Source organism: Pseudomonas reidholzensis (assembly GCF_900536025.1).
Lineage (GTDB): Bacteria > Pseudomonadota > Gammaproteobacteria > Pseudomonadales > Pseudomonadaceae > Aquipseudomonas > Aquipseudomonas reidholzensis.
This window is the reverse complement of the sequence record NZ_UNOZ01000018.1, coordinates 1-20,177: the sequence shown is the minus strand read 5'-3', so window position 1 is coordinate 20,177 and position 20,177 is coordinate 1. Positions and strand designations below refer to the sequence as shown.

The following is a 20,177-nucleotide window of genomic DNA, read 5'->3' as shown; positions in this document are numbered from 1 at the left end:
GGCCAGCGAAGACATGATGCCCGGCGTGGTCAGCCTGCCGCATGGCTATGGGCATGGGCGCCAGGGCGCGCGCTTGCAGATCGCCGATGCCCAGCCTGGGGTGAGTGCCAATGACCTCACCGATGAGCACCTGCGCGATGCCGTGTCGGGCAATGCGGCGTTGAATGGGGTGCCGGTGCACGTAGAGGCGGCCTGAAGCGACGTGTTGCTCATGCCGCCCTCTCCGACCGGTCCGGCGCCCCGGCAAGGCCGCTTCCACGCCGACCGCGTGATGCCCATGTTTTTACGTGTGTTCGGTGTAGAGGCGTTGGGCTTTTTGGGGCTTATCCATTCGATGTGGTGGTGCTGATGGCCCCTTCCGCCCTTACGGCGGGTCACTTTTTTTCTTGGAAAAAAGTAACCAAAAACCGCCGGCTCCCACATCCGGCCCTCCGCTGCGCTGCGGGTTCCCTCACTCCGGCCTTGCTCCCGCGAGGACCGGGCTGGACGGGCCTTCCTGGCCCGCAGCCCTTGCCGGCCATCCATGGCCGTCACCTCGCTCCGCAAGACCTCCGTTCGGCCTCCTGAGGTCGCCAAGTTAGGGGCGGCGCCTGGGCTGGCGTTATCTTCGATAGTGACATTTGTGGTGGATATCTGATCATCGCGGGCAAGCCCGCTCCTACAAGGACCACGCCGACCTGTAGGAGCGGGCTTGCCCGCGATGGCCGGAAGGTCAATGCAAAATCTGGCACTGACGCGCTGTACCGCCCTTATAAACCCGCGAGAGCGCAGCGATTCGCCAGCCGTTGCCTTGGCCCTTGATCTTGATCTGGCCCTTGATCTGGCTCGTGATCTTGATCTACTGCGACTTCAGGAGGCCGAACGGAGGTCTTGCGGAGCGAGGTGACGGCCAGGAAGGCCGGCAAGGGCTGCGGGCCAGGAAGGCCCGTACAGCCCGGTCCTCGCGGGAGCAAGGCCGGAGTGAGGGAACCCGTAGCGCAGCGAAGGGCCGGATGTAGGAGCAAGCGGTTTTTGGTTACTTTTTTCCAAGAAAAAAAGTGACCCGCCGTAAGGGCGGAAGGGGCCAGTGGCCGCACCACAGCAAACGGATAAGCTCGCTACCAGAAACGCGCCCCCCACCAGCGACTGTCCCAATAATCCGTGAACAACCTAAATGTTCGCCGAGTTCCCTCGTCACCTGTTCAACCAAGCCAACAAGTGAGCACCCCGTGGACCTGCAGATCATTCTGGGCAAACTGTTCGCCAACGCCAGCAGCGTTGGCCTCAAAGGCGTGTTCCAGTTCGTCTTCGACGGCCAGACCGCGTTCTGGTACGAGGCGGCCGGCCAGGGTGGCAAAGGCACCGGCCGGCACCCGGCGCCAGACGTCAGCATCAGCGTCGCGGCCAAGGACTTCATGGGCATCATGGCCGGGCAGGCCAATGTCGAGGCGCTGTTCGCCAACGGCCGGCTGAAGATCGACGGCAATCTGGGCCTGGCGACCCTGCTGCCGCAAGCCATCAGCATGATGCTGCGGGGCGCCTCGGCGCCGGCGGTCAAGGCCAACCACCGCTACCCGCCGCGGCCCCGCCTCAGCGACGCACTGTCGGCGCGCCAGGCGCCGCTGCGCAACATCGAGCGGCGGCCGCGCAGCGGGCTGGGGCTGGATGAGTTTCGCCAGCGCTACATGCGCCATGGCACCCCCGTGGTGATCAGCGATGCGCTGCACGACTGGCCGCTGTTCTCGATCGGCCGCCAGGCGTCACTCGAGCTGTTCGCCGACCTGCAGGGTATTACTCGGCACGGCGACTACGTGAAGAAGACCTTCTCTACCGAGCGCGATTTTCGCTCCACCTCGATGGCCGAGTTCGTCGCCAGCCTGGACGCCCCCGCCACGCCGAGTGCCGACGGCAAGCCACCGGCCTACATGGGCAACAATATCCTGCCGACGCAGCTGCTCGAGCAGATCCGCTACCCCGATTACTTCGCCACCAGCCAGTTCATCCCGCCGCGTATCTGGATTGGTCCGAAAGGCACCCTGACCCCGTTGCACCGCGACGACAGCGACAACCTGTTCGCTCAGGTCTGGGGCGAGAAGTCGTTTATCCTCGCCGCCCCGCATTACCGCGAGGCGCTGGGGTGTTGGGCGACCTCGCCGGACGGCGGCCTGGAGGGCTGCGACGTCGACCCACGGGCGCCCGACCCGGTGCGCTTCCCTGGCAGCGACGCCGTGCACTTCATGGAAGTGGTACTGCAGGCCGGCGACCTCCTGTTCCTGCCGGAGGGCTGGTTCCACCAGGTGGAGTCGCTGGCCACCTCGCTGTCGGTTAACTTCTGGGTCGACTCCGGGCGCGGCTGGAGCACCTCGCCGATCCCGGAGCTGGACGCCCTCGAACGGCCTACAACACCCGCTTGATCAAGGGTTCCAGGCGGCTGTAACGCAGGCGCTTGAGAAACTTGCGCACCTGCAGCGGGTGCTCGCCCGCCTCGCCCAGCTCGGCGGCCGAGCGCAGCGCCGGCGCATGCCGACGGATGCCTTGCAGCTCCGCCTCGCGGGGCGCCAGCCACTGGCCTTGCGGGTCGTCGATCAGCAGGCCGTTCTCGAGGTCGAGGTTGAACCCGCGCGGGTTCAGGTTGTTGCCGGTCAGCAGGCTGTAGCGCTGGTCGATCCACAGCCCTTTGGCATGGAAGGTATGCCCGGGGTCGTTCCAGATGCGCAGCACCAGCTGGCCGCTGTCGAGCAGCGCCTGACGGCGCCGGGCAAACGCCCGCAGGTTGTCTTCGTACAGGTACGGCAACACCGCACTGGCGCTGAACGGCTGCCCCGGCTCGACATAGAAGTCGTTGGCGGTGCGATGGCCAACGATGAATTCGACGTTCACGCCCCGCGCCAGCGCCCGATCGATCTCACCCATCACCACCCGCGGCGGGTTGAAGTACGGGGTGCTGATGACGATCTGTGTGCGCGCCGCCGCCAGCAGCGCACAGACTGTCTTGTTGAGCGGGTTGCCACGGCCGATACCGAGCAGCGGCATTACCCGCAGGCCTTCGCTGGCGGGCTGCTCCGGCAGCGGATAGGCCATTTTGCGCAGGCGTGCGCGCAGCCGCCGGATGTCCCCGCGCAGGCTGCGCGTGGAGGGCTGCTCCGGCAGGTCGAGGCGCGGGGTGGCGGTGCTGGCCAGCACCGAGCGCACCAGCTCGACCATGGCGTCGGCCAGTGCCGGGCAGTCGAACAGGTGGTAGCGGTCGAGCCGATAACGCTCGAAACGGTGCAGGTAGACGTTGTTCAGGCTGGCACCGGTGTAGATCACGCAGTCATCGATGATGCTGCCCTTGAGGTGCAGCACGCCGAACAGTTCGCGGGTCTGCACCGGCACGCCATGGATGACCACATCCAGGCCGTGATGCTCACGCTGGGCCTGGTACCAGGCGGCGTTGCCCGGCTGGCGGCCGGCGCCGAGCAGGCCCCGGCGCGCACGGAACCAGTCGACCACGATGACGATCTGCAGCGACGGGCGCGCCGCCTTGGCCCGGTACAGCGCATCGAGCACCTCCTGGCCGGCTTCGTCCTCTTGCAGGTACAGGGCGACGATGACGATCCGTCGGGTCGCGCTGGCGATACGTTCGAGCAGGCAGGTGCGGTAGGCGACGGCATCGGGGAGCACCTCGATGGCTTGCGGCGCCAGGGCAAAGCCCTTGTGGGGTACTGCCATGGGTGTGCGGATCAAGCGGTTCACCTCCTGTCTCGAGTGTCTGCAGGCAGTCGCCGTGCATTCCTGGCCGTGGATGCAGGGTGTAGTATCAGGCCCGGCCACGGCCCATCATAACAAGAACAGCAGCAGGCTCGATGTTCTCACTGCCCCCTGATGAACCCAGCTCAGCTTGCACAGGAAGATCGCCCATGCTCCAGCCCTCCGCTCAACCGACCCGGACATTCGGCTTCCTGGTCATGCCCAACTTCACCACCATCGGCCTGGCGTCGGCGGTGGAAACCCTGCGCATGGCCAACCTCGCCGCCTGCCGCACCCTGTACCGCAGCGTGCTGATCGCCGCCAGCGGCGAGCCGGTGACGGCCAGCAACGGCATGCGCATCCTGCCTGACCACAGCATCGCCGATGCGCCGCCGCTCGACGCGCTGTTCGTGGTCGGGGCCAACCCGATCATCACCGACCGCAGCAGCCGCCCGCTGATCGACTGGCTGCGCCAGCTGGCCCGGCACAAAGTCCCGCTCGGCGGCATCTGCACCGGCAGCCAACTGCTGGCGCGCGCCGACCTGCTCAAGGGCTACCGCTGCACGATCCACTGGGAAGACATCGAAGCGCTCAAGGAGCGTTTCCCGGGCATCGTCATCTCCAATCAGCTGTTCGAGCTGGACCGCGATCGCTACACCTGTTCAGGCGGTGTGGCGGCCATGGACATGATGCTGCACCTGGTGGCGCGTGAGCCTGACGGCGCGCAGGTCGCCGCCAAGGCGGCCGAACTGCTGCTGTGTGACCGCGTACGCGGCGAGCGCGAGCGCCAGCGGGTGCCGCTGCGGACCAGGCTCGGCAGCGGCCAGCCAAAGCTCAGCCAGGTGGTGGCGATCATGGAGGCCAACCTCGAAGAGCCGCTGGGGCTGGAGGAGCTGGCCGGGCTCAACGAGGTGACCGTGCGCCAGCTCGAGCGGCTGTTTCACAAGTACCTGGGGCGCACGCCCAGCCAGTACTACCTGGAGCTGCGGCTGTCGCGGGCGCGCGAATTGTTGTTGCGCAGTGATTCCCAGGTCAGGGAGATCGCGCTGGCCTGCGGGTTTACCTCGCCAGCGCACTTTTCCAAGAGTTACAGCCGATTCTTTGGCCTGTCGCCGCTGGGCGAGCGGCGGCAGGCGTCCCTGCACTGAGTAGCGCGATCAGCTAGTCGCTCAGCGGCCGGTGCGCCGTCTCCCGGCAGGCCAGCATCGCCACCAGGGCCACCACCGCCGCCGCCAGCAGGTAACCCGCGGGGGCCAGCTTGCTGCCCGTGGCCTGGATCAGCCAGGTCGCGATAAACGGCGCGGTGCCGCCAAACAGCGCATTGGCGATGTTGAAGCTCAAGGCAAAGCCGGTGAAGCGCACCCGGGTCGGGAAGATCTCGGCCAGCAGGCACGGCAAGGTGCCGTCGTTCATCGCCAGCATGGCCCCGAACAGGATCTGGATGGCCAGGATCACCAGCAGCGGCTGCTGGTCGAGCAGGCTGAACAGCGGCACGGTCAAGCCCAGGAACAGCAGCGAGGCGATGATCAGCATGGCCTTGCGCCCGAAGTAGTCAGACAGCCGCCCCATCAGGAAGATCAGCCCGATATAGGTCGCCAGCGACACCGTCGAGGCGATGAACGAGTCACGCTCGCTCATGCCCATTTCCGTCGACAGGTAGGTGGGCATGTAGCTGAGCAGCAGGTAGAACGCCACGGCGTTCAGGCAGGTCACGCCGATGCCGATGCACAGGCTGCGGCGGTGATCCCTGAGCAGCTCGCGGATCGGCGCCGGGGTGGCGCCGGCCTTGTGCTCCAGGCGTTGCTCCATCTCGAGGAACTTGGGCGTGTCCTGCAGGCTCATGCGGATGTAGCGGCCGACCAGGCCGAACGGCGCTGCCAGCAGGAACGGCAGGCGCCAGCCCCACTCGTGCAGCTGTTCCGTGCTGAGCAGCTCATGCAGGGTGGCGACGAACGCCGCGCCAAACAGCAACCCCGCCGCCGTACTGGCCGGCACGATGCTGGTGTACAGCCCGCGCCGACCGGCCGGTGCGTACTCGGCCAGAAACGCCGCGGCCCCCGCGTATTCGCCCGAGGCCGAGAAGCCCTGCACCAGGCGGATCAACAGCAGCAGCGCCGGCGCCCAGAGGCCGATCTGCGCATGGCCTGGGAGGATGCCGATGCAAAAGGTCGACACCGACATGATCAGGATCGACCACGACAAGGCGTTGCGCCGGCCATGCCGGTCGCCGAAGTGGCCCCAGACCACGCCACCCAGCGGGCGGACGATGAACGACAGGGCAAACACGGCAAAGGTGGCCAGCAAGCCGGTGGTCTTGTCGGCGTCGGGGAAGAAGGTGGCGGCGATGATCGTCGCCAGGTAGCCGTAGGCGGCGTAGTCGAACCATTCGACGAAGTTGCCCATGAAGCTCGCCCGGGCGGCCTTGCGCAGGGCCTGGCGCTCGCTGTTGGCGGCAGGCTGGGAGAGGGTAAGGGGGATTGCGGGATCTGACGCGTGGGACATGACGGGTACCCTCTGTTGTTTTAATTGGAGGCAGGGTTGGACGGTCATTCTTGAGTATTTTTGTTGTCAGGGCCGGCTCTATCGCGGGGTTTGCCCCCGCGATGAGGCGGAACGCAGCGGTTACTTGCGGATGATGTTGTGCTCGGGCCCATACGGGAAATGGGTGATGTTCTCGGCGCCCTGGTCGTTGACGATGAGGATGTCGTGCTCGCGGTAACCGCCCGCACCCGGCCGCCCTTCTGGGAGCATGATCATCGGCTCGATCGAGACCACCATGCCCGGCTCGAGCACCGTGTCGATGTCCTCGCGCAGCTCCAGGCCGGCCTCACGCCCGTAGTAGTGGCTCAGCGTACCGAAGGAGTGGCCGTAGCCAAAGGTGCGGTACTGCAACAGGTCATGGCGCAGGAAGATCTCGTTCAGCTCGCGGGCGATGTCACAGCAGCGCATGCCCGGCTTGATCAGCTTGAGCCCGGCCTCATGGACCTCGACGTTGGCCTGCCACAGGCGCAGATGATCGTCCGGGCAATGCTCGAGGAACAAGGTCCGCTCGAGGGCCGTGTAATAGCCGGCGATCATCGGGAAGCAATTGAGGCTGAGGATCTCGCCCGGGTTCACCCGGCGGCTGGTGACGGGGTTGTGCGCACCGTCGGTATTGATCCCGGACTGGAACCAGGTCCAGCTGTCCATCAATTCGCCGTCGGGGAAGCTCCTGGCGATTTCACGCACCATGGCCTGGGTCGCATGCAGCGCCACCTCGTATTCCGGCACCTGGTCACGCAGCGCCTCGACCACCGCTGCCCCGCCGATGTCGGCAACCCGCGCGCCATGGCGAATCAGCGCCTGCTCCTCGGCCGACTTGATCATGCGCATGCGCATGCACGGTGCGCCGATGTCGACCAGATCGGCCTTGGGGTAGCAGGCGGCGAGCTTGGCGTGGTTCTGCAGGTTGAGGTGGTCGAACTCCACGCCGATGCGCGAGGCCAGTGGCAGCGCTTGCTGGATGGCGACGAAGTAGTTGTCGCGCTGCCAGTCGGTGTAGACGATGTTGTCGGTGCCTACCGTCCGGCGCCAGGGCTGGCCACCGTCGATGTTGGCGCTGATCGAGACCACCTTGTCGTGGGTGACCACCAGGGCATACGGGCGGCCGAACGAGCAGTACAGGAAATCGCTGTAGTAGTTGACGTTGTGGTACGAGGTGAAGACCGCAGCCTCGATGTCCTGCTCGGCCATGTAGGCGCGCAGCCGGGCATGGCGGGCGGCGTATTCCTGGGTGGAAAAGGTCGGTTTGGCCTTCTCGCCATTGCGGATCTTGAGGGTCTGGGGCATTTGCATGGTCGCTGTTCCTTATCGTTGTGAGCACGCTGTTCAGGCCGGCCGCCTGAGATGCATTGCAGCAGAACGAGGGAACGCTCTTTTGTATCTATCCGACCTGGAATTGGCGAAATGGCAACTTCCTCGGTGGTTACCTTTCCCTAAGCAGTCGTCTGAACGAATGCTGGGGCCGCTGCGCGACCCTTTCGCGACACAAGGCCGCTCCCACAGTGACGGTACAGTCCATCCGTGTGGGAGCGGCCTTGTGTCGCGATAGGGGCGCGCAGCGGCCCCAGCAAGCTCAAGCCAAAGGCATCAATGCGTCTAGACCTGGGGATTCAGGTCAAAACGATCCAGCTCCATCACTTTGGTCCACGCAGCGATGAAGTCGTTGACGAACTTGGCATTGCCATCACTGCTGCCATACACCTCGCTCAACGCCCGCAGTTGCGCATGCGAGCCAAACACCAGGTCGACGCGGGTACCGGTCCACTTCGCCTGCCCGGTCTTGCGATCACGGCCCTCGAAGGTTTCGTTGTCCGCCGAGGTCGGCTTCCACTCCACGCTCATGTCCAGCAGGTTGCGGAAGAAGTCGTTGCTCAGCTGCCCTGGCTTATCCGTGAACACGCCGTGCTTGCTCTCGTCGTGGTTGGCGCCGAGCACGCGCAGGCCGCCGATCAGCACGGTCAGTTCGGGTGCGGTGAGGGTCAGCAGTTGTGCCTTGTCCAGCAGCAACCGTTCGGCCTTGACGCTGTAGGCGCCCTTGGAGAAGTTGCGGAAACCATCGGCCAACGGCTCCAGCACGGCAAACGACTCGACGTCGGTCTGCTCCTGGGAGGCGTCGACGCGGCCACCTCGGAACGGAACGCTCACGTTGTGCCCCGCGTCCTTGGCGGCTTTCTCCACCGCTGCACTGCCGGCCAGCACGATCAGGTCGGCCAGGGAAACGTTCTTACCACCCGCAGCAAACTCACTGCGGATCTTTTCCAGTGCGCCCAGGACCTTGTCCAGCTGTTGAGGCTGGTTGGCCGCCCAGAACTTCTGCGGGGCCAGGCGCAGTCGGGCACCGTTGGCGCCGCCGCGCTTGTCCGAGCCACGAAAGGTAGACGCCGAAGCCCAGGCAGTGGAGACCAGTTCGCCGACGCTCAGGCCCGAGGCCAGCACCTTGGCTTTCAGGTCGGTGATGTCCTGCTCACCGAGTGCAGCCGCGCCAGCCTTGGGCAGCGGGTCTTGCCAGAGCAGTTCTTCCTGGGGCATTTCCGGGCCCAGGTAGCGCGCCAGCGGGCCCATGTCGCGGTGGATCAGCTTGTACCAGGCGCGGGCGAACGCGTCGGCCAACTGCTCAGGATTGTCCTTGAAGCGGCGGGCGATCGGCTCGTAGGTCGGGTCGAAACGCAGTGCCAGGTCCGAGGTGAGCATCGAGGGCGCGTGGCGCTTGCTCGGGTCATGGGCATCGGGGATCTGCCCGGCGCCGTCGTTGTTTTTCGGCCGCCACTGATTGGCCCCTGCCGGGCTCTTGGTCAGCTCCCAGTCGAAGCGGAAGAGGTTTTCCAGGTACTCGTTGCTCCAGCGCGTCGGGGTCGAGGTCCAGGTCACTTCGAGGCCGCTGGTGATGGTGTCGGGACCCTTGCCGGTGCCGAATTTGTTATGCCAACCGAAGCCTTGCTGCTCCAGCCCTGCCGCCTCTGGCTCGGCACCGACGTTGTCCGCCGGGCCGGCGCCGTGGGTCTTGCCGAAGGCGTGGCCACCGGCGATCAGGGCTACGGTTTCTTCATCGTTCATGGCCATGCGGCCAAAGGTCTCGCGGATGTCCCTGGCCGAGGCGATCGGGTCGGGGTTGCCTTCGGGGCCTTCCGGGTTGACGTAGATCAGGCCCATCTGCACGGCGGCCAGCGGGTTCTCGAGGTTGCGCCCGCCGTCGGTGCGGCTTTGCTCCTCGCCATGCTTGGCGGGTTCTGCGACAAGGTCGCCCTGCCCTGGCGCCTGGGCCTTGCCGTAGCGGGTGTCTCCGCCCAGCCAGACTTTTTCCGAGCCCCAGTAGACGTCTTCGTCCGGCTCCCAGACATCGGCGCGACCGCCGGAGAAGCCGAAGGTCTTGAAGCCCATCGATTCCAGGGCGACGTTGCCGGTGAGGACGATCAGGTCGGCCCAGGAAATCGTGTTGCCGTACTTTTGCTTGATCGGCCACAGCAGCCGCCGAGCCTTGTCCAGGCTGACGTTGTCCGGCCAGCTGTTGAGCGGTGCGAAGCGTTGCTGGCCGGAGCCTGCGCCCCCGCGGCCATCACCGATCCGGTAGGTCCCGGCGCTGTGCCAGGCCATGCGGATGAACAGCGGGCCATAGTGGCCGAAGTCGGCCGGCCACCAGTCCTGGGAGTCGGTCATCAAGGCCGTGAGGTCATTTTTCAGGGCCTGGAAGTCAAGGCTCTTGAACGCCTTGGCGTAGTCGAAGTCCGGGTCCATCGGGTCGGACTTGTCTGAATGCTGGTGAAGAATTTTCAAATTGAGCTGGTCAGGCCACCAGTCTCGGTTGGTGGTGCCGCCACCTGCGGTTTGATGGAACGGGCATTTCGATTCGGTCGACATCTGCGGGTACCTTTGGGTCGGGTTCTATCCAGATTTCCGGTCTATGCCAGGTTTTACTCAGCCGAGCACCAAGGCTCATGCCTACCCCTCATCAGGTCTGTCGGTCTGTGCCGACAAGGGCTTGCGAGCGTGCTGCCACGCGGCGTCAGGGTCTTGCACCGAGGTGCTGACCCGCCGCCCGCGCAGGCTTTTCGCAGGGCCAGAGTCAAGACTAGTCGAGCTGCGGCAGACTTCTAATAGAGTCCGTATTGAGCGCCGATAGCCTGGCTCTGTCAGCGCACATCGGTACAAGCCCGCTGGCCCGCTTCGTGCTTGAATACAACGCCACGACCTTCGCCCGAGAGCCCTTGCCCCATGAACCGCAACGACCTGCGCCGCGTCGACATGAACCTGCTGGTGGTGTTCGAAGCGCTGATGATCGAGCGCAACCTGACCCGCGTCGGCGAAAAGCTGTTCATTACCCAGCCCACCGTGAGCGCCGCCCTCGCCCGCCTGCGTGACCTGTTCGACGACCCGCTGCTGATCCGCAACGGTCGCGCCATGGAACCCACGCCGCGGGCCATGCAGATCTTTTCCGAGCTGGCACCGGCGATGGACGTGATTTCTGCGGCGATCAGCCGGGCCAAGTCGTTCGAGCCGGCCAGCAGCTGCAACGTATTCCGCCTGGGGCTCTCGGACGACGCCGAGTTCGGCCTGTTTCCGGCATTGCTGCAGGCGCTGCGCGAAGAGGCGCCGCAGATCAGCGTGGTGGTGCGCCGGGCCAACTTCCTGCTGATGCCTGGCCTGCTCGCCTCGGGGGAGATCTCGGTCGGGGTCAGCTACACCACCGACCTCCCCGCCAACGCCAAGCGCCGCAAGCTGCGCGACATCGGCGTACGGGTGCTGCGCGCAGACGATCGCCCCGGGCCGCTGACCCTCGATGAGTACTGCGCACGGCCGCATGTAATGGTGTCGTTCTCGGGTGACATGAGCGGCAACATCGACCTCGACCTGGCGCGCATCGGCCGCTGTCGCAAGGTGGTGCTGGCGGTGCCGCAGTTCGGCAGCCTGCGCACCCTTTTGCGCAACACCGAACTGATCGCCACGGTGCCCGACTACGCCGCCTGCGCCCTGGCCGACGATGGCAGCCTGCGCGCCGACCCTGCGCCCTTCGAGATCTGCGAAGCGGAGTTGTCGATGGCCTGGAGCAGCGCCCACGACAACGACCCGGCCGAACGCTGGTTGCGCGAGCGGATCCTGCAGTTCATGGCGCGCGACTGAGCCGCGCGGGGCGGGGCTACTTGCGGCGCTGCATCCACGCCGCGCCCAGCCCGCTGAGGCAGATGATGGCGATGCCGACCAGGCTGACGCTGTCTGGCACCTGGCGGAACACGACGAAACCGAGCAGCCCGGCAAACACGATCTGGCAATAACTGAACGGCGCCAACATGGCCGGCGCGGCAAAGCGGAACGCCTGGGTCAACAGCAGGTGCGCGGTCATGCCGAAGCCGCCCAGCGCCAGCATCAGCAGGGCGTGGTCCCAGCGTGGCAGCTGCCAGAAGAACGGCACCAGCAGGCTCATCACCAGGGTATTGCACAGCCCGGCGTAGAAGTTGCTGGTGGTCGGGCTGTCGTAGGCCGCCACCTTGCGCGTGAGCAATTGATAGAAGCAGAAGCCCAGCGCCGAGCCGAACGGGAACAGGATCGCCGGGGTAAACATCGCCCCACCGGGGTGCACCACCACCAGCACGCCAATAAAGCCCAGCACCACCGCGGCCCATTGGCCGACGGTCACATGCTCCTTGAGCAGCGGCACCGACAGCGCAGTCACCAGCACCGGGGCGAGGAAGTTGACCGAGGTCGCCTCGGCCAGCGGCAGGTATTGCAGGCCGGCGGTGAACAGCAGGCTGGTGCTCAGCAGGCTCAAGGCGCGCAAGGTCTGCAGCAGCGGCCGGCGGGTACGCAGCACCGCCATGCCCGACTTGGGCAGGAAGATCCCGGCCATCAGCAGGGTGTGCACCAGGTAGCGCACCCAGACCACCATGATCACCGGGTACAGGCCACCGAGAAATTTCGACAAGGCATCGTGGCTGGCAAACAGGAAGGTGGCCACCACCACCAGGGCGATCCCTCGCAGTGGCTGATTGACTCCGGACAGCGGTGTACTCGAACTCATGGCGTTCTCGACGGTGGCGCGCTCAAGCCGCGCCGGGGGACTCCGCTGCCGTACAGGCCGCACGGATGTGTTGGGCGGATTCTAGAAGAGATCCGCCGGGTTGCGATAGCCGCGATGCCGATACGCGCCCGACGCGGCGAATTTTCGTTCGCTGATCGACCAGTTTTTACCCCACCCGCATGGTCCGTCCCCTGTCGATGGACGAACATGGTCGGCGCCCCCTAGAACCGTACAAGGAGTTTTCATGCATAGGCTCACCACCCGCCACGGCCTGGACATGCCCGCCATTGGCCTGGGCACCTGGCCGATGACCGGCGAGCAGTGCACCAGCGCCGTACGCCAGGCCCTGGCGCTGGGATACCGCCACATCGACACCGCCACCGCCTACAACAACGAGGACGCGGTCGGCCAGGCGCTGCGCGAGTCCGATGTGCCGCGCGAGCAGATCCACCTGACCACCAAGGTCTGGTGGGACCGCCTGGCGCCGACGGCCATGCGCCAGTCGCTGGAAGACAGCCTGCGCGCGCTGGGCACCGACCATGTCGACCTGTTCCATATCCACTGGCCCGGCCAGGACTGGGACCTCGCCCGCAGCATCGAAACCCTGGTCGCCCTGCGCGACGAAGGCAAGGCACGCGCCATCGGCGTCGCCAACTTCCCGCTGGGCCTGCTGCGCCAGGTGATCGAAGAGCTGGGCGCGCCGCTGTCGGCGATCCAGGTCGAGTACCACGCGCTGCTCGGCCAGCAACCGCTGCTCGACTACGCCCGCCAGCATGACCTCGCGCTGACCGCCTATACCCCGCTGGCACGCGGCCGCGCGGCGGAGCAGCAGGTGATCCGCGACATCGCCGCCAAGCATGGCGTACTGCCCAGCCAGGTGGCGCTGAAGTGGTTGCTCGACCAGGACGGCGTGGCGGTCATCCCCAAGGCCAGCAGCCGCGAGAACCAGCTGGCTAACCTGGCGGCACTGGATGTACCGCTGGATGCCCAGGACCGAGCGTTGATTGCCGGCTTGCCGAAGGATCAGCGTGTGGTCAGCCCGGAATTCGCGCCTGACTGGAACAGCTGACAGTCGAACGTCAGGGCAAGCGGCGCAACAGGTAGGTGTCCATGATCCAACCTTTGCGCCGCCGCGCCTGCTCACGCACCTCGAGGATCTTCGCCTTGACCTCCACCAGGCGTCCGGCGATCAGCAGCTCATCGGCGGTGCCCAGGTAGGCTCCCCAATAGATCTGCAGGTCGGGATCATCCAGCGTGGCAAACGCGCACTCGCCGTCGAGCATCACCACCACGTTGTCGATCCGCCCCAGCCCGGCCAGGCGTCGCCCCGGCAGCACGGTCAAGGGCTCACCAATGCGGTTGAGGGGGATCTGATGGCTGGCCGCCAGGGCCTGAATGCTGCTGATGCCCGGGATCACCTGCACAGTGAGCGGCACGCCCAGCGCGCGAACCCGGTCGAGGATGCGCAAGGTGCTGTCATACAGGCTCGGGTCGCCCCACAGGAGAAACGCGCCGACATCGTCGGGGCGCAGCTGGTCTTCGATCAACCGCGCATACAGCCGCGCCCGCCGTGCATGCCAGTCCTCGACTGCCGCCTGATAGTCCGCGGCGCCTGACGCACGAGGGGGATCTTCGACCTGCACCAGCCGGTAACGATCAGGCACGGCATGGCGCTCGAGGATGCGCTTGCGGATCTGCACCAGGTCTTCGGTGCCGGCCCCCTTGTCCAGCACGAAAAACACCGTGGCACGTTGGAGTGCCGCCACGGCTTGCAGCGTGATCTGCTGTGGATCACCCGCGCCTATGCCAATCAACAGAAGTGTATGCATCGTCTCGACCGCCTGCTTTTCGGGAGCGTAGCCGGGTCTCCCTGCGGGTGCAAAATGCACCGTCCACGGCTGTCAACTCTTGGAACCACCAGTTATCCACACTCGCGATCTCCAGCACGATCGGGCTTGCAACTTCCCGATCACCGATAGAGAACGCCCATCATGTCAACTTTCAAATTCGCCTGGGCACGCCGCCCCTTGCTGACGCTGCTAAGCAGCGTGATGCTTACGGGAGCCCTGCATCAGCCAGCGTTTGCAGAAACCAACACCGTCACACAACGGTTTGTATTCCAATCGGACACACAATATCCACGATCCCCCAAAGGCCCGAATGATCCTGACGGATCAGCGCGCCTCCTGGACGCGCAGAAAGCGGCGATCACCCGCTACCGAGACGCCCATGGCGGCACGAACGCTGTCCCTAACATTCTTAACGGCGACATTACCGAATTCGGCCACAGTGGTGAGTGGAAAGAAATGAAAGCCCGCATGCTGCCGGGCACATTTTATGGTCTGGGTAACCATGACTACGAAAACAACGTCGATGACTGCGCCTTCAATGCATGCGCCACGCGCTCCGTCGTCGACTATTTGACCGAAGACCTAAAGGGCTGGAATGTGGACGCCTTTGATCAGTTTCAGGAAGGCAGCGACAGCCCGACATGGCAGAAGTACCAGGGCAGCATGGCCTACAGCAAGACGTTCGGCGACTTCGTGTTGATCCAGCTGCACAACCACTATGCGTACCAAAAAAGCTGGAGCGGCTTTCACAACTTTGAAGACAAGACCGTCCATATAAAGCCGTCACTGGATTGGCTGGAGGGCCAACTCAAAGCGGCGGAGCAAGCGCGCAAGCTGGTGATCATCAACATGCACCGCAGCCCCAACTACGATGCGGATTGGGGTAACCCAAGCGAGGTCGCTCGGTTCAGCGAGATGGTCAACCGATATAAAGTCCTGGCCATCTTCCACGGCCATACCCATACCCTCGCTGACCGCGGCAAGATCGGTGACGTACCGGTATTGGATTCCGGATCCCCCATCAACCAGACCTTCCTGGTCGGTGAGTCCGACGCGCAGGCCAACGCATTCATCGTCAAGCAAGCGAAGAACAATGTAATCCTCGCCCAGCCGCTGCTGACGATCCCCCTGAAGATGTACATTCCTGAACCGGATATTCTGGCCTGGCCCGAGGTGCTGGACTTCACCCTGCCGCTGCGGCACATACGCGACCGTGATTTCACCCGCTTCGAAGTCTCCCTCGACGGTGGCGCTTACGTGGGCTCAGACGCCAACAAGAAGGTCCGCTTCAATAATCTCCAACCGGACCGGCGTTATGCCTACAGCATCAGGGTGTACGATGCTGGCAGTCGCCCAGTCAAGACCTTTACCGGCACTGCAGTGACCGCGCACAAGCTCCTCTCCCCTAAAGACCTGTGCTATAGCGCCCTGGGTGAGCCCGGTGCGCCCAATAATCAATTCAGCGTCAAGTGGAGCCCGCCTTACGCGGGGTACGGCCCGGGCAACTATTGGTTCCGTGTTGCACTTCACAACGACCGGGGTGAGTTTCTGCAGGAACTCAGGGGCGCCGCTCAAGGCAGCCGCTCCGAGCAGATCACGTTCCGTGAGCCCGCTGAATTCTGGAACAAGCGTATCCACGTCCGCTACCAGGCCGCACAGTTGGTGGACGGGGCCGACGCCACCTTCGACCTGAAAGACTTATTCCATGGCTGCGGGGTGCGCGCACACGCGGCAGAGGCCGCGCCCGCTGTACAGTCAAACACCCCTTAAAGTTCCGCTACAACTTATTAAAAGTTTACGGTTTACCCACTAGCGGGTGACTACTACACTCGACCTCAGCGAACAGCGTTACCCACCCGCGTGGCCGGCGTTTAATGCTTTAGTCAATGTTCGTCACGCCTCGCCACAGCAGAAGTACAGGAGTGATGACAGTGTCCAGACTTGCAGAGTTTCGTGCTGCCGAAAAAGCCCTCCAGGAACAGATCGCACAACTGGAGGCGCTGAAAAAGGATGCCGGCCTCAAACGTGAAATCGAATTCGAGCACAAACTACTCGGCCTGATGAAGAGCTACGACAAAGGCCTGCGCGACATCATCGCCATCCTCGACCCCAAAGTCGCCGCCAAAGTGGGCGCCAAGGCGTCCGGCAGCGCTGCAAAACAGCAACGCCGGCCGCGCGTGGTGAAAGTCTACGAGAACCCGCACACCGGCGAGCTGATCGAGACCAAAGGGGGTAACCACCGCGGCCTCAAGGCGTGGAAACAGGAGTATGGCGGGCAGACGGTGGAAAGTTGGCTGCGCTGATGAAACATCAACGCAGGCTTCACACTTTTTTCACAGCGCCAAGCGCATGCTTCAACCAGCTAAAGGATTAGCGACCCCATCTGCGCCCGCACACGCGGGCCTCTAAATTCAAGCGCCCTGCCCTCGTGCAGGGCGCTTTCATTTTGCCTCCTCGGCCTACTGCCGTATCATGGCCGGCCTGTCTTTACCGCTGGCGCCCCTGGGCCCAGCCTCGTACCTGGAGGCCCCATGAGCCTGAACGACCTGAATACCCTGCCGGGTGTCACTGCGACGCCGGATACCGCGACGGCCAAGTTCGTCTTCAACCACACCATGCTGCGGGTCAAGGACATCGAGAAGTCGCTGGACTTCTACACCCGCGTGCTGGGCTTCTACCTGGTCGACAAGCGCGACTTCGCCGAAGCGGCCTTCAGCCTGTACTTCCTGGCCCTGGTCGACCCGGCGCAGATCCCGGCCGATGACGCCGAGCGCCACCAGTGGATGAAGTCGATCCCGGGCGTGCTCGAGCTGACCCACAACCATGGCACCGAGCACGACGCCGAGTTAGCCTACCACAACGGCAACAGCGACCCACGCGGCTTTGGCCACATCTGCATCTCGGTACCCGACGTGGTCGCCGCCTGCGAGCGCTTCGAGGCGCTCGACGTGCCGTTCCAGAAGCGCCTTGCCGATGGCCGCATGAACCACCTGGCCTTCATCAAGGACCCGGACGGCTACTGGGTCGAAGTGATCCAGCCTACCGCGCTCTGACAACACCGCCCGCCAGGGCACGCTCGTCGGGCCGGCAACCGCCGGCCCCTCGCTGTGGTATATGAAAGTAACCGCTTTCACACCACAGCGAGGTAAGGACGATGCAAACCCTTCACTGTGAATACCGCGACCACACCATCACCGCCAGCGTCATGGCCCACCCTGGGTCTCCCCTCCCGTATGCCGCCGGCTGCCTGATCACCGACCCTGAAGGCCACACCAGTCGACGCCTGGCACTGCCGCTTAAAGTGGCGCTATTGGCTGACCTGGAGAATGCCCAGCATGCTTCACTGGCCCACGGCAAATGGCTGGTGGACCAGAAGCTGAACGCCCGCAAGCGCAGCGACTGAGCAGGGTTTAGTTACCCCGCGCGTACGCCACGGCGGCCTCGACCTGGGCCGCGCTTGGCCGCACCCCGGTGTACAGCACGAACTGTTCCAGCGCCTGCAGGGCGATGACCTCGAGCCCGGTGATCACCGGCTTGCCCAACGCCTCTGCGCGCTGGATCAGCGGCGTGCGGGCCGGCATGGCCACGACGTCGAACACCCGTTCGGCGGCCGCGATCGCGGTCTCGGGAAACGCCAGTTGCTGCGCCTCAGACCCACCCGCCATGCCGATCGGCGTGACGTTGATCAGCATCGGCGGCGCCAGGTCGCCGAGCTCGGCTTGCCAGCGGTAGCCACAGACATCCGCCAGCTGGCGGCCGGCCTGCTCGTTGCGGGCGACGATCACCCCTTCGCCAAACCCGGCGTCGCGCAAGGCGCTGGCCACCGCCTTGGCCATGCCGCCGCTGCCACGCAGGGCAAACGCGGTGTCGGGGTCGACCTGGTGCTGCTCGAGTAACTGACGCACCGCAATGTAGTCGGTGTTGTAGGCCTTCAGGTGACCGTCGCTGTTGACCAGGGTATTCACCGACTCGATGGCGGCGGCGGACGGGTCGACCTCGTCCACCAGCGCCATGCAGGCTTCTTTGTAGGGCATGGAGACGCCACAGCCACGAATCCCCAGGGCGCGAATCCCGGCCACTGCCGCGGGCAGGTCGTGGGTGGTCATCGCCTTGTAGTAGTAGTCCAGGCCGAGTTGCTGGTAGAGGTGATTATGAAAGCGCACGCCGAAGGTGCCGGGGCGTCCGGCCAGGGAAATGCACAGCACGGTGTCCTTGCTGGGAGTGATCGCCATCGCCTGCTCCTGAGTCTTTGACTGAATCGATTTTTCCAGCGTACCAGACACTGCCACCGGTCGCCCCTTACACAACCTTTACCCAACCCCTGTGCTCAGCTGACAGTTGCTGCGGTCATAGTAGTAGCCCCCACTTCTTGGGGTTGCTCACGAGGTCTTTCCATGAACCGTCAACTCCCCACAATTGCGCTGCTGGTCGGTGCCCTGGCCCTCAGCGGGACGGCTGCTGCCCATGGCGGCGGCGGAGGCTGGCACGGTGCCGGCCCGGTGCTCGGTGCTGCCGTGGTGGGCGCCGTGGTCGGGGCGGTGGTATCCGGCGGCCATGACCGCACCGTGTACGTCGAACAGCAGCCGGTCTATGCGCCGGCGCCGGTCTACGTCCAGCAGCCTGTGTATGTCCAGCAGCCGCCCCCGCCGGTGTATTACCAGCCGCAACCGTATGTGGTCGAGCGCTACGCACCGGCGCCACCGCCGGCCTACCAGCGCTATTACGGCCCACCGCCGCCGGTGTACTACGGCCCGCCGCGTTGGTAAGCCGGACCGTTGATAAAGCTAATGAACACTATCGAAGAAGTTGATTTCAAACCGCGTCGGCTGCTGCGTAAGGTAGGGCCATGTCTTACAGGAGGTCCCCATGGCCACTATCCAGATCATGTCCGTTATCGGCAGTGCCGTTCCTACCTCGTTGCGTGACCAGGGTTTGCTGGCGTGCTGGTACCTGATGCGTAATGGCGAGGCGGTCAGTGGGCCGATGGCGTCCAAGGCCTCTGCGCAGGCCCTGGCCGAGCGGTTACAAGGTGGCAGCTTGGTTGCCTGAATGAATGTTGTTGTGTGTTGCTCTCTGTGCTCGTTCAGCCCGCCGTTTGGCGGGCTTTTTTTGCGTGTTTTTGGTGTAGATGCGTTGGGCGTTGGGGGCTTATCCATTTGATTCGGTGATACTTATGGCCCCTTCCGCCCTTACGGCGGGTCACTTTTTTTCTTGGAAAAAAGTAACCAAAAACCGCCGGCTCCCACATACGGCCCTTCGCTGCGCTGCGGGTTCCCTCACTCCGGTCTTGCTCCCGCGTGGACCGGGCTGTACGGGCCTTCCTGGCCCGCAGCCCTTGCCGGCCTTCCTGGCCGTCACCCCGCTCCGCAAGACCTCCGTTCGGCCTCCTGAGGTCGCCAAGTTAGGGGTGGCGCCTGGGCTGGCGTTATCTTCGACAGTGGCAATGGTGGTGGATAGCTTGGCCTCTTCGCGGGTAAACCCGCTCCCACAGGGACCGCAGTGGCCTTACGGTCAGCAGAGAACCTGTGGGAGCGGGCTTGCCCCGCGAATAGGCCGGGACTGCCAATGCAAATCCTGGCGCTGACGCGCTGTACCGCCCTTATAAACAAGCGAGAGCGCAGCGATTCGCCAGCCGTTGCACTGGCCCTTGATCTGGCTTGTGATCTTGATCTACCGCGACTTCAGGAGGCCGAACGGAGGTCTTGCGGAGCGAGGTGACGGCCAGGAAGGCCGGCAAGGGCTGCGGGCCAGGAAGGCCCGTACAGCCCGGTCCTCGCGGGAGCAAGACCGGAGTGAGGGAACCCGTAGCGCAGCGAAGGGCCGGATGCAGGAGCAAGCGGTTTTTGGTTACTTTTTTCCAAGAAAAAAAGTGACCCGCCGTAAGGGCGGAAGGGGCCAGTGGCCGCGCCACACCAAACGGATCAGTTCACCTAACCCGAAGCCCGAAGCCCGAAGCCCCACCCCTCACCCCCGCCCCCGCAACGTCTCCGAAGGCAACTCCCCAAACCGCTGCCGATAACTCTCAGCAAACCGCCCCAAATGCATGAACCCATAATCCATCGCCAACT

Annotated in this window: 18 protein-coding genes and 1 pseudogene; 11 read left to right on the top strand and 8 right to left on the bottom strand. The window is 64.5% G+C overall.

Going from position 1 to position 20,177, the window contains the following annotated elements:
- Together CCOS865_RS13780 and CCOS865_RS13775 are read left to right on the top strand one after the other, a co-directional pair.
- Window positions 1–196: hypothetical protein (locus tag CCOS865_RS13780; RefSeq protein WP_147406511.1), on the top strand; the 196-nt coding region annotated here is incomplete at its 5' end.
- A 1,012-nt stretch (window positions 197–1,208) separates the two neighbouring features.
- Complete coding sequence (locus CCOS865_RS13775; protein ID WP_119141688.1) at window positions 1,209–2,393, top strand: cupin-like domain-containing protein; 1,185 nt, start codon at window positions 1,209–1,211, stop codon at window positions 2,391–2,393.
- Here the strand turns inward: CCOS865_RS13775 and pssA are convergent.
- Window positions 2,377–3,690 (bottom strand): CDP-diacylglycerol--serine O-phosphatidyltransferase, encoded by a 1,314-nt coding sequence (gene pssA / locus CCOS865_RS13770; RefSeq protein WP_119141686.1) that lies wholly within the window; start codon window positions 3,688–3,690, stop codon window positions 2,377–2,379. The genes CCOS865_RS13775 and pssA overlap by 17 nt on opposite strands.
- Before the next feature lie 188 nt (window positions 3,691–3,878).
- On the opposite strand from pssA, the gene CCOS865_RS13765 reads away from it, so the two are divergent.
- Window positions 3,879–4,856, top strand: coding sequence for a GlxA family transcriptional regulator (locus tag CCOS865_RS13765; protein WP_119141684.1), 978 nt, complete (start codon window positions 3,879–3,881; stop codon window positions 4,854–4,856).
- A gap of 13 nt (window positions 4,857–4,869) precedes the next feature.
- Here the strand turns inward: CCOS865_RS13765 and CCOS865_RS13760 are convergent, their stop codons facing one another.
- The 3 genes from CCOS865_RS13760 to katG all read right to left on the bottom strand — a co-directional run bounded on the left by CCOS865_RS13760 (window position 4,870) and on the right by katG (window position 10,104).
- Complete coding sequence (locus CCOS865_RS13760; protein WP_119141682.1) at window positions 4,870–6,210, bottom strand: MFS transporter; 1,341 nt, start codon at window positions 6,208–6,210, stop codon at window positions 4,870–4,872.
- Window positions 6,211–6,330: 120 nt separating this feature from the next.
- Window positions 6,331–7,542: a M24 family metallopeptidase gene (locus tag CCOS865_RS13755; protein ID WP_119141680.1), complete on the bottom strand. Its 1,212-nt coding sequence runs from the start codon at window positions 7,540–7,542 to the stop codon at window positions 6,331–6,333.
- A gap of 303 nt (window positions 7,543–7,845) precedes the next feature.
- Complete coding sequence (gene katG / locus CCOS865_RS13750; protein ID WP_119141678.1) at window positions 7,846–10,104, bottom strand: catalase/peroxidase HPI; 2,259 nt, start codon at window positions 10,102–10,104, stop codon at window positions 7,846–7,848.
- A 354-nt stretch (window positions 10,105–10,458) separates the two neighbouring features.
- Between katG and CCOS865_RS13745 the strand changes: the two genes are divergently transcribed.
- Window positions 10,459–11,364, top strand: a complete 906-nt coding sequence (locus CCOS865_RS13745) for a LysR family transcriptional regulator (protein WP_119141676.1) — start codon at window positions 10,459–10,461, stop codon at window positions 11,362–11,364.
- A gap of 16 nt (window positions 11,365–11,380) precedes the next feature.
- Here CCOS865_RS13745 and CCOS865_RS13740 read toward each other — a convergent pair whose 3' ends face one another.
- Window positions 11,381–12,259: a DMT family transporter gene (locus CCOS865_RS13740; RefSeq protein WP_119141674.1), complete on the bottom strand. Its 879-nt coding sequence runs from the start codon at window positions 12,257–12,259 to the stop codon at window positions 11,381–11,383.
- 244 nt (window positions 12,260–12,503) lie between these two features.
- On the opposite strand from CCOS865_RS13740, the gene CCOS865_RS13735 reads away from it, so the two are divergent.
- Window positions 12,504–13,328 carry an aldo/keto reductase gene (locus CCOS865_RS13735; protein WP_119141672.1) on the top strand — a complete coding sequence of 275 codons (825 nt, stop codon included), beginning with the start codon at window positions 12,504–12,506 and terminating at the stop codon, window positions 13,326–13,328.
- A gap of 10 nt (window positions 13,329–13,338) precedes the next feature.
- On the opposite strand, the gene cobF is transcribed toward CCOS865_RS13735, so the two are convergent.
- Entirely contained in the window at window positions 13,339–14,088 is a 750-nt protein-coding gene (gene cobF / locus CCOS865_RS13730) for a precorrin-6A synthase (deacetylating) (RefSeq protein ID WP_119141670.1), read from the bottom strand.
- A gap of 162 nt (window positions 14,089–14,250) precedes the next feature.
- Here cobF and CCOS865_RS13725 point away from each other — a divergent pair, with 162 nt between their 5' ends.
- The 4 genes from CCOS865_RS13725 to CCOS865_RS13710 all read left to right on the top strand — a co-directional run bounded on the left by CCOS865_RS13725 (window position 14,251) and on the right by CCOS865_RS13710 (window position 17,512).
- Window positions 14,251–15,879 carry a metallophosphoesterase gene (locus CCOS865_RS13725; RefSeq protein ID WP_119141668.1) on the top strand — a complete coding sequence of 543 codons (1,629 nt, stop codon included), beginning with the start codon at window positions 14,251–14,253 and terminating at the stop codon, window positions 15,877–15,879.
- A gap of 161 nt (window positions 15,880–16,040) precedes the next feature.
- A complete protein-coding gene (locus CCOS865_RS13720; protein ID WP_119141666.1) occupies window positions 16,041–16,412 on the top strand; it encodes a histone-like nucleoid-structuring protein, MvaT/MvaU family in 372 nt (123 codons plus the stop codon).
- 228 nt (window positions 16,413–16,640) lie between these two features.
- Entirely contained in the window at window positions 16,641–17,162 is a 522-nt protein-coding gene (gene gloA / locus CCOS865_RS13715) for a lactoylglutathione lyase (protein WP_119141664.1), read from the top strand.
- A 101-nt stretch (window positions 17,163–17,263) separates the two neighbouring features.
- The gene (locus tag CCOS865_RS13710) at window positions 17,264–17,512 is read left to right on the top strand and encodes a hypothetical protein (RefSeq protein WP_119141662.1); all 249 of its coding nucleotides are present in this window, start codon (window positions 17,264–17,266) and stop codon (window positions 17,510–17,512) included.
- A gap of 7 nt (window positions 17,513–17,519) precedes the next feature.
- Here CCOS865_RS13710 and CCOS865_RS13705 read toward each other — a convergent pair whose 3' ends face one another.
- Window positions 17,520–18,341: a shikimate 5-dehydrogenase gene (locus tag CCOS865_RS13705; protein ID WP_119141660.1), complete on the bottom strand. Its 822-nt coding sequence runs from the start codon at window positions 18,339–18,341 to the stop codon at window positions 17,520–17,522.
- Window positions 18,342–18,503: 162 nt separating this feature from the next.
- On the opposite strand from CCOS865_RS13705, the gene CCOS865_RS13700 reads away from it, so the two are divergent.
- Both CCOS865_RS13700 and CCOS865_RS13695 read left to right on the top strand, forming a co-directional pair.
- Complete coding sequence (locus tag CCOS865_RS13700) at window positions 18,504–18,875, top strand: hypothetical protein (RefSeq protein ID WP_119141658.1); 372 nt, start codon at window positions 18,504–18,506, stop codon at window positions 18,873–18,875.
- A gap of 100 nt (window positions 18,876–18,975) precedes the next feature.
- Window positions 18,976–19,158 carry a hypothetical protein gene (locus tag CCOS865_RS13695; RefSeq protein WP_119141656.1) on the top strand — a complete coding sequence of 61 codons (183 nt, stop codon included), beginning with the start codon at window positions 18,976–18,978 and terminating at the stop codon, window positions 19,156–19,158.
- Window positions 19,159–20,073: 915 nt separating this feature from the next.
- Here the strand turns inward: CCOS865_RS13695 and CCOS865_RS13685 are convergent.
- A pseudogene (locus tag CCOS865_RS13685) lies at window positions 20,074–20,177 on the bottom strand (AraC family transcriptional regulator); the annotation flags it as partial.

Bases quoted from the DNA above. Each gene is read 5' to 3' on its own strand.
- pssA (WP_119141686.1), bottom strand. From the start codon at position 3,690: ATGGCAGTACCCCACAAGGGCTTTGCCCTGGCGCCGCAAGCCATCGAG.
- CCOS865_RS13765 (WP_119141684.1), top strand. From the start codon at position 3,879: ATGCTCCAGCCCTCCGCTCAACCGACCCGGACATTCGGCTTCCTGGTC.
- CCOS865_RS13760 (WP_119141682.1), bottom strand. From the start codon at position 6,210: ATGTCCCACGCGTCAGATCCCGCAATCCCCCTTACCCTCTCCCAGCCT.
- CCOS865_RS13755 (WP_119141680.1), bottom strand. From the start codon at position 7,542: ATGCAAATGCCCCAGACCCTCAAGATCCGCAATGGCGAGAAGGCCAAA.
- katG (WP_119141678.1), bottom strand. From the start codon at position 10,104: ATGTCGACCGAATCGAAATGCCCGTTCCATCAAACCGCAGGTGGCGGC.
- CCOS865_RS13745 (WP_119141676.1), top strand. From the start codon at position 10,459: ATGAACCGCAACGACCTGCGCCGCGTCGACATGAACCTGCTGGTGGTG.
- CCOS865_RS13740 (WP_119141674.1), bottom strand. From the start codon at position 12,259: ATGAGTTCGAGTACACCGCTGTCCGGAGTCAATCAGCCACTGCGAGGG.
- CCOS865_RS13735 (WP_119141672.1), top strand. From the start codon at position 12,504: ATGCATAGGCTCACCACCCGCCACGGCCTGGACATGCCCGCCATTGGC.
- cobF (WP_119141670.1), bottom strand. From the start codon at position 14,088: ATGCATACACTTCTGTTGATTGGCATAGGCGCGGGTGATCCACAGCAG.
- CCOS865_RS13725 (WP_119141668.1), top strand. From the start codon at position 14,251: ATGTCAACTTTCAAATTCGCCTGGGCACGCCGCCCCTTGCTGACGCTG.
- gloA (WP_119141664.1), top strand. From the start codon at position 16,641: ATGAGCCTGAACGACCTGAATACCCTGCCGGGTGTCACTGCGACGCCG.
- CCOS865_RS13710 (WP_119141662.1), top strand. From the start codon at position 17,264: ATGCAAACCCTTCACTGTGAATACCGCGACCACACCATCACCGCCAGC.
- CCOS865_RS13705 (WP_119141660.1), bottom strand. From the start codon at position 18,341: ATGGCGATCACTCCCAGCAAGGACACCGTGCTGTGCATTTCCCTGGCC.
- CCOS865_RS13700 (WP_119141658.1), top strand. From the start codon at position 18,504: ATGAACCGTCAACTCCCCACAATTGCGCTGCTGGTCGGTGCCCTGGCC.
- CCOS865_RS13695 (WP_119141656.1), top strand. From the start codon at position 18,976: ATGGCCACTATCCAGATCATGTCCGTTATCGGCAGTGCCGTTCCTACC.